This window comes from Roseovarius sp. M141, assembly GCF_024355225.1.
Classification (GTDB): Bacteria; Pseudomonadota; Alphaproteobacteria; order Rhodobacterales; family Rhodobacteraceae; genus Roseovarius.
On sequence record NZ_VCNH01000004.1, the window covers coordinates 63,637 to 76,837 of the forward strand.

A 13,201-nucleotide genomic window follows, 5' to 3' on the forward strand; every position below is an offset into this window, starting at 1 on the left:
CCAAACGAATGCCGCACGGAAGCCCGGTTGGAAGATCGGGCTTCTTGCGTCGTTTCCCCACCAATCTTCTTAAGGAGGTTCGCATGACACTCGAAGACATCAAGGCGGCCGTCGATGCCGGGCAGACCGTGCATTGGGCCAATACCGGCTACATTGTCCACAAGGACGGGCTCGGTCAGTACCTGATCACCTATGTGCCGAATGGTAGCTGCATCGGCCTGACAGACCGGAGCGGGCACCGGTTGAACGGAAAAGAGGCGGAGTTCTTCATAGCGCGATCCGAGGACGGCGCGGAAAATCCGGGCAGCCAATCAAGACCAGACGGGCAGGGGAGGGGCGTAACACCAGGAGGCGCGGGGGCATTCCCACTCGGACGGCAGCTCTGACCTGTGGGCGGGGCTGAAAGGAAAGCGAGCTTTCTGATTTGTGATCCCTCAAGGGGTCGAGAAAGCAATCCCGGATGCGTTGGCAAAAACGTCAGGCACCGGCCAATCCAAAAGGAACCATCCCATGTTCGCAGGAACCCTCACCCGCAATGTCGAAACGGCAGCCGCCGAGTACGCCGGCATGATCCACTCGTCACGCTTTGACATCGCCATCCAGCTCGAGGCACGGGCCAAGATGTCCGCGCGCAGTCCGGATTACGACGTGACGGCGATCAACAAGTCGGGTCGCAAGGTACGCATCGGCACGGCCTGGAACGAGACCGGCAATACCAGCGGCAACCCCTACATCTCGATGCAGCTCGATGTCGGCCTTGGCCCCTTCCGGGTCAACGCGGTGCAGACGAAAGAGGCGCGCGCCGCCCAAAGCGGCGAATTCGAGATCATCCCGCTGGTCGCGAACGGCCTGATGAAATCCGGCTCGATCTCAGGCGAGCTCACCGCCATGGACGCTGACAACGCCTTCACCGGCTACATCGCCAACATGATGTTCGATCTGGAGTTCATGCTGATCGAGAACAGCTACAAATCCGAGGAGACCCACCCCGATTACCGCATCGAGGTCAGCTCGCCCCGTGGCACACCGATCCGCGTCGGCTCGGCCTGGATGGCCAAAAGCAGCCGCACGGGCAATGACTACTTGTCACTGCTGATCAACACGCCTGATGGCGACCTGCGCGTCAACGCCGTGCAGAACGAAGAACAGCGCGGCGGGCAGACCTTCTCGATCATCCCGTTCATCGACAGCGGTGACCAGCCGCAGGACGCAGGCGCGGGGCTCTCGCTGGTCGCCTAATCGGCGCGCGAGGGGGAGACGATCTGAACCCAAAGGGGAACCGTGGGATCACGGTTCCCCTTTTTCCATGTCCGTTTGGACTAAAACGTGGTCCGCAGATGAGTCTCTCGGCGCAGTCAGGTTGCTACCGGCCCTTTGCTGCCATTGGCCGAAGGTTTACTACCCTGCGGCGCTGCCCGCCAACATCGCCATTCGCTGCTTATGCATGACCTAACGAAGTGCGTAAGTCGGGCTCCGAAATGAAAAAGGTCTCCTTGGGTATAGCTGTCAGTTGGACGGCATGACCACGTCGACTACCGCGTCAAGGACGCAAAACCTCGGCTCGCTGGATCCTAGTACTGGCGGGCTGCGAGTTGTCTCTTTACTCCCGTCTTACCGATCCTCCATGTGGCCAGCTGTCGGCTCACGCCGTAATGATCAGCTACACCTTGTGCATCCAAGCCAGCGCCACAGTGATATAACAAGCCGTCGCGGGGTAGGAGCATACATCCCGCGAGCCAGTCGGCCTCTTCTTCAAATTCCTTCGGGTAGTCACTCAAGAGAAGCAGTCCACCGTCAGAGCGATCTGCGCGGTTGGGCTTATGCCTTAACTCGATGTGTGACCATTCGTGCATCAAGGTGTTTGCCTGCCTCCCAACCGGGTGGCTAGAGTTGACGATAATCAGCGTCTTCTCTTCGACTTTAATAGTGACGCCAGACCAGCTGTCAGGATCCACGAAGGTAAGCTGGTGAAGATGTCCCAAGTCGATGTCCGGGACATCGGCAGGTTCCCAGACCAGGATCCCAATCCTCTGCAAAAAAGTTCTTGGGTCCAGGCGGTCACGCGGCTCGAGGCCAGCCGCTTCCCTATGTTTCAGCGCGAGTTTTTCGGCCTGAGACTTGAACCCGCGCCGCATCCTTAGAGGTTCTCTCTGTCGCGAAGGGCTTCCTGCGCTTTGAGGATCATTCCGCCAAGCGCGGTCGCCGTATCGATGGTTGTGGCATCTTTCTTGCGGAGATGCACCGATGCCTTCTCTGCCGGCTTTCGTGTGGGTTGCATCCCAAGGAACCGATTGGGTTCCTCACCTAGCCATTCACAGATCTTCGCGAAGGTGGCTAGGTCGGGAACGTTCCCGTTCTCGACACGGGAGAGGGTCGCGGGGCTTATCCCGATCTCTTTGGCCGCTGCTCGTACTCCAAGTGTTCCGCGGCGTTCGATGATCATTTTCCCAAGATTCTCGATGCTTAGAGTCATAGTGCTTGTATCGCACAAGATTCCTCTTGACGGGTCATGTTTGCGCTCCTAAGTGTTTCGTTAGTAAGACGGTAAACGTCTCTTATGTGCAACGCGTCTCTTTCATGAGACACTTGAATCACTGAATATGCTTGCCGTCAAGCTTTTTGAAACGCGGCGTAAGGGCAGTAAAATAAGGAGCTACGGCATGTCAGAAGCCGCTCAAAAAGTCGAATACGAGCTGACAATCGATGATCAGAGTTTTCGTACGTACGACCCTGTGATCACCGGTCGCGACATTCTCTCGATCGCGTCTCGCAGTCCGGCATCGGGATGCACTGTAGTCTCGATCATTAACCGAGGAACACGGTCGATCGGCCTCGATGAACAGGTCGATTTGCGCGAAGCCGCTTCGCAGCGATTCCGATTGTTTGAAGGCGACAGGCTATTCCGCGCCATGCTGAACGAACGGGAAATCGTTTGGGGAGAAGGGCAGATTTCCGCGCTGGAACTCCGCTTGATCGGTGAAATCCCAGATGATGAGGATCTGTATTTTGACTCCAAAGGTGACCGCGTCGTTGAGGATGACGAGCTCCTGTCGTTGAAGCCGAAGGATGTTGAGAGGTTCCGGTCGGGCGACCCGAAGGATCAGACCGTCGATGTGGTCCTGAATGGCGAAGTCTTCACTGTTGAAAAGGGGCGCCTTTCCTTTTCGGATCTGGCAAGCCTCGCATTTCCGAAACTCTTCGGAGGGGCTCTGATCTGCTTCACGGTCTCTTTTTCGAGGGGGCCGAAGCGACGTCGCGAAGGCGTCCTCCTCGAAGGAGGCAAAATTCGCGTCGTCGAAGGGATGGTATTCAATGTCTCAGCAACTGATAAATCGTAGCCCCGATCTTCAGCGCCTCGTCTCGGAGGGATATGCGGTCAGCGTTTCCGACGGCCACCTGTTGGTCGAGGAAATCCCCTATCTCGATCGACATGGGGCCGTTCGCCGTGGCGTATTCGGTTGCGCGCTTGATGCTACCTCGGAGCGTACGGTAGCTCCCAGGGATCACGTGATGTCGTTCTCGGGCGGCGAACCGCACGATAGAAACGGAAACCTGCTTTCCGGGCTCGGGAGGACGAGTCCGAGATGCAACACGGTCGGATCGATCACGTTCCAGCACGGCTTTTCGAACAAGCTTCGTGATACCAGCGGAGGACACAGGAACTACGCCGACTTCTACGAAAAAGTGCGGACTTACGAGGACATAATCCTCAGCGAGGTCCACGCACTGGATCCGACGGCGACAGCAAGGGTTGGGGCGATGCCGCCAACTGCCTCGGAAGATGACCCCTTTGTCTTCCCAGACAGCGCATCAGCCCGAGCGGGGACTACGAAGTTGGCGAGCGTTTTCAGGAGAGAGGTCATTGCCCACATCGGCTTGGGCGGAACTGGTGCATACATCCTGGACCACGCGACAAAGACACCTGTGCTCAGGAACCATCTGATCGATGGAGACCGCCAGTATCCGCACAACGCATATCGTTCCCCCGGCACCCCCTCACTTGAAGAGATGCAGCCGCCGCCGTTCAAAGTGGAATATCACGCCGCACGTTACGGACGGATGAAGCGAAATATTGTGCCACATCCCACCAAGCTTTCCGCTCTAAATATGGAACTTCTCGATGGGGTCACGTTCGCTTTCCTAGCAATCGACGCCTGTCCGGAGAAAGCCGTCATCGTTTCTGAACTTGAGCGCAGAGACCTGCCTTTCGTCGATGTGGGAATGGGTCTGCACATGAGCAGTAATGGTATTGGAGGAACCCTCCGGGCCGTCTTGAGCACGAGGGAAAACAGGGCTTCGGTGAGGCCCCATATTCCTCTCGATCCCGGTGGCCCGGAAAACATCTACGCGAACAACATCCAGATCTCGGATTTGAACTCTCTGAATGCTGATATGGCGGTTCAGCTTTGGAAGGGTTTTCGAGGCTTCTACGCCAACTTCGCCGAACCGATTTGGCACTATCAGATCGAAACGCGTCAAATGATAAGAAGTGCGGCATGACTTCAGTCGAGATGGATATCAAGCCGAGGTTTGTCGAGTTCATCCCAAAGGACTTGGAGGACGGCGTACTCTACATCTCAGGCGAATACGCGACGACCGCGCATCGCTGCGCCTGCGGATGCGGCGAGAAGGTCGTGCTTCCGCTCCATCCGACAGATTGGAGGCTGCGGTTCGATGGAAAAACCATCACAATACGGCCGTCCGTGGGGAACTGGGGTTTCCCATGTCGATCTCATTATTTGATCACCGACAACCGCATCGAATGGGCGGGTAACTGGACTGACGATCAGATCACAGCAGGTCGACGGCGCGATGCGCGCCGGAAGTCCTCGTGGCATGAGGAGGCGCTTCCATCGCGGCCGGAACTCACGACGCGGTCCGTCCCTCAAAGTAATTGGCTGCTGCGCCTATATAACCGGATGAAGAATTGGTCCCGAAAATAGATGATTCAACATCGGAATGGACCAACAAAGGATCTCCCGCTCACCAGCAATCACGAGGAACTCGAGCAATGCCCAAAAGAACGCAATCAGAATCCACCGGCAAACGCGCCGCATCTGCGGCAAGTAAGACGCTGAGGAGCCGTACCGCTAGCAAAGCCGCGAAATCGGCGGCGGGATCTGCTCTAACACAGGTGCGAAGCAAGGAGGTGACCAGTAAGAAGGCTGCCAGCGCGGCCTCAAAAACACTCCGGAACCCAAGGGCATTTAAAGCAGCCAAGTCAGCGGCAGGGTCTGCCTTGACGCAGCGTCCGGGGCGAAAAAGGTAGAGTGCCCATTGAACGAAAGTGCTTCGGCCATCCAAAGCCGCCCTAGAAAACAGCGAAGCCTCTGAGATCTGGGTGACGAAGGTCCGCTTTCGCGGCCTGTTCAGATTCCTGCCGCATTGCAGCGAATTCACACTTTCCGCAAATCCTGCGGAGGATTGTAGGTGCGATTGCAGCCCTCGACGAACGGCCACGTTACAATTGCACGTGCACCTCGCCATTGACCTGAGCCTCCACATTCCAGCCTCCCCAGCTCGGCTGCGCGTGTCGCAGGGGAGAACGGCCCTTCGGTCCGTCGCGCATTCGGCCATGCGGCCTCACCGCGGTGTCGCACCCAGCATCCCGGTTTGCCCGCCTCGCGAGCACGTCCCTCCCCGCCCGCTCCGCCGGATTGCGCTCTGGTCTGTTTTGGCCCGAGGCCAAAACGATCCCGCCGCTCCATCCGTCTCACGCGTCCGGTCGGGCCGTTTGCCTGCTCGGGTCGGGCAAACCTACCGTCAAAACACACACACATGAGCGCGGAAGCATATCCTCCGGATGGCCCCCAAATCAGCCCGCGTCAAGGATCGCAAAACTTTTCGGCGAGGGCGGAGCCTTTGGCGCGGGATGGTCCCGAGCGTGAAGGCGCGCATGTGTCGGGTGTTGCGCGCGGAAAACTTTTGCGCCCGGCAAGCCGGCGGCTGCGCCGTCCCTGACCCGGGCAGATTCGGAAACCAGGCATTCGGCCATGCCCCACACTCACGTGGTGGCCTTGGAACCGAACACTGGAGACCAGACATGGCTTACGACACCGCGAACACCTACGAGACCATCGAGCTTTTCGGGCTGACCGAGAAGGACGCGCAGCTGCCGATCCCCGAGGATCACATCCTGACCGACCACATCATCCGCGAAAGCTTCGAGGCTCTGCTCGGTCAATTGCGCAATACCGGGCTTGAAGCAGAGATCGAACCGCTGGCCCATGGGCTCGCGACGATCCTGCAGCGCCGGAAGGTGGCACTCGGCAAGGAGGTCGACCGCACCGCCGACAAGATCGGCGCGCTGGCAAAATCCCACGATGGATCGGAGATCGCCGAGACCGCGCTCGAAGAGGCGCAGGCGCGCTTCCTGCAGCTGCGCGAGATTGTCAGCGCCATCGAGGTGATGAGCGAGGCAGCGGCGGAATGCTACGAGATCGAGACGGGCCACGCCTTCATCCCGGCAGCCGGCTCGCGCGCAAGCGTCCGGGCGCAAGAGACCGGGGCGGTCTTCGAGGCGCGGCAGCTCCTCGAGCAGCACGACCGCGAAACCGCCGAGAAGTCGAAAGTCGAGGGGGTGCCCCTGATCGTCTCGGGCGCCACCGACTGGACCGATGTCGATGTGATCTTCAACACGCTCGACAAGGTTCGCGAACGGATCAAACAGAACCGCAATCAGGAGATCTTCCTCTGCCACAAGGGTGGCAAGCACGGGGCGGAGATGATCGCGGCGCGGTGGGCCCGGGCACGCGGGATAGCACAGGCGCGCTTTGATCCTCGATGGTCCGCGCACGGGCGGGCGGCACCGTTCAAGTGCAACGACGAAATGCTGGACGACAAGTTCGCGGCGACGGGGGTTGTACTCTTCGGCGGCAACGGGGTCGCGCTGAACCTCGGGCAGAAGGCGGAAGCGAAAGGTCTGACGGTCATGCGGGTTGCTGACCCGGCGAAGAAGACTGCGCAGGATTGAAGAGAGGGGGTCGCGCTTGGCGCGGCCCTTTCGTCATGTCTCATGGCGCGTGCGATCGGTCATGCGCGATCGGCAGTCTGCGGCGGCCAGCACCGTTATCCCTCTACCCAGTCCGTCAGAGTGCGGCCCATCCGCATCGGTACGGGATGGGGATGGTGCGCACCTCACGCACATCGTCAGCAGCGCAAGACGCGAGGGGTCGAGACGTCGCACTTGAGGCTGAAGACCTGCATGTCCCTCGGGGCGTGTTTCGGAACATCGCATCCACGCAGGCGGGCTCCGTCAGCACCCCTGCCAAGCTCAGCGGGACGCGGACGCGGATGGTGGCGGCTGCGTGATGGCAAGAGTCATCCGGGTCTCTCCTTTTTGCTGATAGATGTGGATCGCACGGGGTCGGCCCAATCGTGCCCTGCGCTTGCGCTTCTGCAAGCACAAATACGGCTTCCACGGCGGGGCCGCGGACCCTCCGCATTTGCGCTTGCGACCGGGCCTCTTGCCCCCGTGCTGGGTGATCCCCATCGCAACAAGGAGTAACCCAAATGACCAACCACTACGTCGCCACCGTCCCCGTCAAGTTCACCGATACCGATGGCCAGGAGCGCACCCGTTTTCAGCGCGTGGGCGCGATGTTCCGCAACACCCGCAACGGGGATGGATCGGAGTTCTTCAGCCTCAAGCTCGACTTCCCCGTCGCGGTCTCGGAGCTGGTGATGTTCCCACCGAGCGCGAAAGATCCCCAGGACTAAATCCTCTCACGAGGATGGACCGCCCCCCGGGGCGGCCCGATCCCTGTTCCAGGGATGCCGGGTCCGGCGGTCAGATCGCCCGAGGCGACTTCACGAAGCCGCCGGTCGCTGCGCATTCATCGGACGCACTCCGCCCGGACTGATCAGGCCGCGACAGACCGGCCAGTCAGCCTCAAGGGGGCCATCCACAAAAACCTATCGGCCAGGGCCTCCCGGTTTTTGCGGCAGAGATTTGGCAAGCCAAATCTGGCCCTCCTTGACCCTGCCTGTCCGCCCTGTCGGTGGGGTTTGCGCCCGCCCGCGGGTCCGTCCGAACACATGCGTGTTCGGCCAGACCCTCGGGCGGGGCTGGTGGACGGGACCCCTAGGACAGGTGGGTCGCCCAGTGGTGAAGGCGGCAGAGCCGCGTCCCTGCGGGCCGCGGCGTGAAGCGGACACCAAGGCTGCATGAGCCTGAATGCGACGTCAATATATTATTGACAGATTAGTATAGTTTCGTATGGTAAGGGCAGCCTTGGTGGAAGGTGGCAGGAAATAGGGGGTCTTTCTTCGCATGTCTCGATCAAAACGTCTCACAGATGCGGACCGCATGGAGATCGTTCGCGAGGCTGCGGAAGGTGTGACCACATCGGCCCTGGCGGAGCGGTTCGGCGTGTCAGTGCGGGCGATTCAGTACACGCTCAAAGCCGATGCCGAGCGCCAGACGGATGCCGCAATTCCGGTCTCAGCGGTCAGTGTGAAGGTCACGGCTGCGGAGTTGGCGGCGCTCGACGAGGTGCTGGCGAAGGCGGGGATCGAGAGCCGGGCCGAGGGGCTGCGGCGGCTCATTCAGGCGGCAGGCGGGGTGTTCGTTCCGGACGCGCAGTTGGCAGCAGAGATGGCGCGTTACCGCGCCTCTCTGCACGAGGTCGGCAATGGGGTCGCGCAGATCACCAAGCAGATGACGCAGGCCAACCGGCAGGGGCAGGGGGCTGGTTCGGAGTTCACCGAATTGCGCCTTGCCCAGATGCGCGGGTTGGCGCGGTTCATTCTGGATTCCGCTGACGAGATCGATCTGCTCCTGCGCCGCCGTCGCGATGGGATGCAGCTGCAGGCCACAGCCGCGCTGAGGGAGTTTGCCCATGCGGCTGAATGATGCCGTCCATGCCGTCACGGGCGAGGTCTTCCGGGATGGCTGGAGCCGCGTTCGGGGCTCGATGCAAGGGCTGCACGTGGCCAAGCAGACCCAGCTGACGCGCGCGGCAGCAGGGCATCGGCCAGCGGTCTTCAAGGCGATCCGGGGCGGGGGCACGCATACCAAATCGCAGCTCGCAAACCAGCTCGATTACCTCACCACCAAGTCCACGCATATCGTGGACAGTAGCGGGTTCCTGGATGGCAAGACGAAGCTCGAGGCGGGCGACATCAAGGACCTCACCGAGCGCTTTGCCAAGCGATGGGATGCGGGGTTCAAGCCGAAGCTTGGCCAGACCACCCATATGCTCATGTCCTTCCCCATCGGCACGCGTGGGGAGGATGTGCGCGACATCGCGACGGCTGTGGCCGAGCGGTTCTTCCAGACCGACGCGGGGCATTTCGACTACATCATCGCGGTGCATGAGGACCGCGATCACCCGCATGCGCATCTGGTGCTGAACCGCCGCTCCCAGGAAGGGGAGTTCTTCTTCCTCGGGCGCAACCACCGCTTCAACTATGACGACTTCCGCCTCGCCATGGTCGAGGAGGCGGAAAAGTATGGCGTGCGCCTGGAGGCCACGCGCCGGGTGGATCGCGGGGTTGTGCATTACCCAGCCCGCACCAGCGAGGTCTATGCCGCGAAGGAAGAGGGTCGCGCGCCCCGCGAGCGCGAACGCGTGGGGACCGACCTGACTCGGACGCTGGCGGAGATCGCCAACACCAGAACCGTCTACCATTCGCTTGCCGCGGAGGCTTCGAGGGAGGCCCGCGAGGATATTGCCGCAGCACTCTTCCGCGCGGGCGAGGTGCTGGCGCATGGCGGGCAGGTGGACCGAACAGGAGATGTGTATATGGCCGAGGATCAAAGTTTCGAGGATCTGAGAAGCCTCTATGCGGAGAAGCTCGCGCGGGTGCAGGGCATGATTGCCGAGAAGTCTGACGCGGAACGTCCCGTGCTGGAAAAACGCCTCATCGAGATCCAGACGCAGGTCCAGCACATGCAGCCCTTGGGGCTGCGCTCGGGTTCGCTCTCAGACGCGCCCTCGGAGGGCGGGATCTATTCCGAGGCCAATATTGACGCCAGCCAGCGCGAGCGACTGGCCGAGCCCGATCTGAGATCGCGCATTGACGCGGCACTACGGGGCACCGGGATCAGCACATCGGAAGTGGTGGCCCGGATCGAGACGGGCGCCTCAAATGCAGCGCTCGAGCATCAATGGATCGCCAATGATCTCTCCAAAGTAGCTGAGGCGCGCGATCTGAACCTTGAACGCCGCGCCGATCTGGAACAGGCGCGCGACATTCTCAACGATATGCATGTGGAACTTGGCACGCTGTTGGAGCGCGAGAACGTGCTGCGCCGGGATGGCGTCATGGAAGCGGAACCGATCAGCGAGCGGTTCCATTATCACCGGGACGCAGTCCGGGCGATGGAAGGGACAATCCGTCAGGAGATGCGCGCAGACGGCCTGACCGCGCAGCAGATCGAAAACCGGGACTGGGAGGTAGTCTCACGGGCGGAGCGCCGGATCGAGACGGAGCAGCGTGCATATCTCGAGGCACACCCGGATCTGCTCGCACGCCCTGGCGATGTGATTGACCGGTCTGAACCCTACAGGGAAACCATCACCGATACGGCCCGCGCCAGCGAGATCACCCGCGACGTCGACCGGATCATGGAGGGACGCGACCTCCGCACGCCTGTTGCAGATGCTGTCACGGATGACGTCTCGGAGCGCTATCCGGACATGCCGTCCCATCTCGCCCGTGGGCTCGGTGCGACCTATGCAGCCGTCGTCGAGATACGCGACACGGAGGTCATCAATCAGGTCCGCCGCGAAAACGAGATGCGCGACGGGCTTGGGTCTGGCACGCGTGACGAACGTCTAGCCACCCGCGATGAAACTACGCCGCAGTCTGCCCGTGCCGACCGCCTCGCAGACGAGATTGCGCGTGTCCTGGACCATGAGCGGGCGGGGGAGTTGTCCGCGCCCTTCGAGACCGAGGCGGAGCGGGACGCTTTCCGAACCGAGATTGCGCGGGTGCTGGATGACCGCCAACTTGACCGGCTTACATCCGGCGATGCCGATGCGCTGGAGAAGGTTCTCGAGGACCGCCTCGACCGGCTCTATGTCGCCAAGGTCTACCTGCAATCGGATGCAGCGACGGCCAACACGGAGGCCTTGCGCCAGGTGGTCGATGATCTTGCCGACACCGAATACGAAAAACACCGCGCAGCGGACGTGGATGGCGAGACCGAGCGGGGACAGGTCCATTGAGCGCCGCCATGGGAAAAGCGCGGATCGCCACAGGGGTCTTGTTGGTAACGCTGGTGACCGGGGCCATGGGCTACACCATCGCCTCGGCGGTGCTGACCTACCAGGATCTCGGCTTCGGGGCCGAGATCGACTTTGCCTATATCGCGCAGAACTATCTGGCGATCCTGGACCGCCGCCCGGAGGATGCCCAACTTATTCACCTGATCATCGGCAGCTTTGCCGCCGCCGGTCTGATGCTGAGCCTCGCCCTCTCAGGGTCCGCCCTGACACGCTTTGGCCAGACCCATTGGCAGAGTGCGCGAGAGATGAAGGCCAATGGGTTCTTCGGGGCGCCGGGCACCGGGTTCATCCTCGGCAAGCTGGGGCCGCCGGGCTCCCGCGCCAATTACATATGCTCGAAGGTTTTTCCGCATGCGCTGATCGTGGCGCCCACCGGGCGCGGCAAGACCACGGGCTTTGTCATTCCGAACCTGCTGACCTGGCAAGGCTCCGCCGTGACGCTCGATGTGAAGGGCGAATGTTTCGAGGCCACGGCCCGCCACCGCGCAGCCCAAGGCGACAAGGTCTATCGCTTTGCCCCCACCGATTGGGAGGGCAAGCGCACGCATCGCTACAACCCGCTCCTGCGCATTTATCAACTGAAAGATCCCGCGCGCCAGCAGATGGAATTGCAGCTTCTTGCGACGCTCTTCCTGCAAAGCGACAATGACCGGGTGCAGGGGCTGCTCAAGGGCGGGATCGATCTCTTCGTGGCGGCAGGCCTGCTGGCCTTCCAGCGCAAGCGCCCCACCTTGGGCGAGATCTACCGCATCGCCGCCTCGGGCGGGAACAAGCAGAAGGAGTATTTCGCGCGGGGCCACGAGGTGGATAACCGGGCCGCCAAGCTGATTTTTACTCGGCTGGCCTCGACCAACAACGACACGCTGACCTCTTACGTCTCGCTTCTGATGACCTCGGGGCTCGATCAATGGCAGAACCCGGCTATCGATGAGGCGACGGCGGTGTCGGACTTTGACTTCCGCACGATCCGCAAGAAGCCCTTCTCGGTCTATCTCGTGGTCCAGCCGCTGATGGTGAAGCCGCTCGCGCCGCTGATCCGGCTGTTCTTTTCCGATCTCCTCTCCGCCATGCAGGAAAAGGACCCCGGGCCGGATGAGCCGTGGCCCGTAATGATCATGCTCGACGAGTTCAACCGCCTCGGCAAGATGCCCATCGTGGTCGAGAGCATCGAGACGCTGCGGACCTATCGTGGTCACCTCGCTGTGGTCACCCAAACCATCCCCGCCCTCGATGAAATCTACGGCGAGAACACCCGCCGCGCCCTGCAAGGCAATGCCGGTGTGAAGCTCTACCTGACGCCTTCGGATGAAAAAACCGTCGAAGAGCTGAGCAAGGCGGTTGGCAAGACCACGAAGACCGTCATCACGCGCTCTCAGTCCATCGGCAAGAACCCCTTCGAGGGCCGCAGCCAATCCACACGGACCGAAGAAAGCTCGTTATTGCCTGAAGATGAAGCGCGCCGCCTGCCGCTCGATGAAATTGTCATGGTGATCGATGCCCAGATGCCGGTCCGGGCAAAGCGGATCCAGTATTTTGACGACCGGCTCTTCAAGGCGATCCACGCGGCGCAATCAGGCGAGTTGCCGTTTCCGAAGCCGGGGGGAGGGGGATCGCAGGGCAATCTCCCGTTGAGCGTGCGCGCCATGCCGATGACTCCGCCTTCGAACGGACCAGGTGGGTCTGACGCCGTTGTGGAGACTGCACACCAAGATGCTGGCAGCCAAACGTCAAAGCAAACCGACGCCGCTCCAAAAAAGACCGCGCCTGTCGTTCAAGCTGTGGTCGCGGAGGAGCAACGGCAAATGGAGATGGATTTTGTGGGGGAGTTGCCAACAATCAATCCGACCAAAGAGGCAGATGTTGACCAAGTGCGGGCCGCAGTGGATGGTCTGGATGAGTTAGAGACAGCATTGAAATCGGAGCCCAGATACGGGATGGCAGTTCGCTAGTGTGCGCGGTACAAGGTG

At 61.1% G+C, this 13,201-nt stretch carries 12 protein-coding genes; 10 read left to right on the forward strand and 2 right to left on the reverse strand.

Features of this window, described 5'->3' with window-relative positions; genetic code table 11:
- The first annotated feature begins 83 nt into the window (after positions 1–83).
- Entirely contained in the window at positions 84–386 is a 303-nt protein-coding gene (locus FGD77_RS02975) for a hypothetical protein (protein WP_255006235.1), read from the forward strand.
- A gap of 124 nt (positions 387–510) precedes the next feature.
- Positions 511–1,239 carry a DUF736 family protein gene (locus tag FGD77_RS02980; protein WP_255006237.1) on the forward strand — a complete coding sequence of 243 codons (729 nt, stop codon included), beginning with the start codon at positions 511–513 and terminating at the stop codon, positions 1,237–1,239.
- 332 nt (positions 1,240–1,571) lie between these two features.
- On the opposite strand, the gene FGD77_RS02985 is transcribed toward FGD77_RS02980, so the two are convergent.
- Positions 1,572–2,135, reverse strand: coding sequence for an ImmA/IrrE family metallo-endopeptidase (locus FGD77_RS02985; protein WP_255006238.1), 564 nt, complete (start codon positions 2,133–2,135; stop codon positions 1,572–1,574).
- 2 nt (positions 2,136–2,137) lie between these two features.
- On the reverse strand, positions 2,138–2,443 hold the full coding sequence (locus tag FGD77_RS02990) for a helix-turn-helix domain-containing protein (protein ID WP_255006239.1): 306 nt from the start codon (positions 2,441–2,443) through the stop codon (positions 2,138–2,140).
- A 217-nt stretch (positions 2,444–2,660) separates the two neighbouring features.
- Between FGD77_RS02990 and FGD77_RS02995 the strand changes: the two genes are divergently transcribed.
- From FGD77_RS02995 to FGD77_RS03030, 8 genes are all read left to right on the forward strand, one after another.
- Positions 2,661–3,338, forward strand: coding sequence for a multiubiquitin domain-containing protein (locus tag FGD77_RS02995; protein WP_255006240.1), 678 nt, complete (start codon positions 2,661–2,663; stop codon positions 3,336–3,338).
- Positions 3,313–4,500: a ThiF family adenylyltransferase gene (locus FGD77_RS03000; protein ID WP_255006241.1), complete on the forward strand. Its 1,188-nt coding sequence runs from the start codon at positions 3,313–3,315 to the stop codon at positions 4,498–4,500. The genes FGD77_RS02995 and FGD77_RS03000 overlap by 26 nt, the downstream gene beginning before the upstream one ends.
- Positions 4,497–4,943, forward strand: coding sequence for a DUF6527 family protein (locus FGD77_RS03005; protein ID WP_255006242.1), 447 nt, complete (start codon positions 4,497–4,499; stop codon positions 4,941–4,943). The genes FGD77_RS03000 and FGD77_RS03005 overlap by 4 nt, the downstream gene beginning before the upstream one ends.
- 1,100 nt (positions 4,944–6,043) lie before the next feature.
- Positions 6,044–6,973 (forward strand): DUF2493 domain-containing protein, encoded by a 930-nt coding sequence (locus FGD77_RS03010; protein ID WP_255006244.1) that lies wholly within the window; start codon positions 6,044–6,046, stop codon positions 6,971–6,973.
- 539 nt (positions 6,974–7,512) lie between these two features.
- Entirely contained in the window at positions 7,513–7,719 is a 207-nt protein-coding gene (locus FGD77_RS03015; protein WP_007120662.1) for a hypothetical protein, read from the forward strand.
- 553 nt (positions 7,720–8,272) lie between these two features.
- On the forward strand, positions 8,273–8,854 hold the full coding sequence (locus FGD77_RS03020; protein WP_369682680.1) for a helix-turn-helix domain-containing protein: 582 nt from the start codon (positions 8,273–8,275) through the stop codon (positions 8,852–8,854).
- Entirely contained in the window at positions 8,841–11,174 is a 2,334-nt protein-coding gene (locus tag FGD77_RS03025; RefSeq protein WP_255006250.1) for a relaxase/mobilization nuclease domain-containing protein, read from the forward strand. The genes FGD77_RS03020 and FGD77_RS03025 overlap by 14 nt, the downstream gene beginning before the upstream one ends.
- Before the next feature lie 8 nt (positions 11,175–11,182).
- The gene (locus tag FGD77_RS03030) at positions 11,183–13,183 is read left to right on the forward strand and encodes a type IV secretory system conjugative DNA transfer family protein (protein WP_255006301.1); all 2,001 of its coding nucleotides are present in this window, start codon (positions 11,183–11,185) and stop codon (positions 13,181–13,183) included.
- Positions 13,184–13,201: the final 18 nt, after the last annotated feature.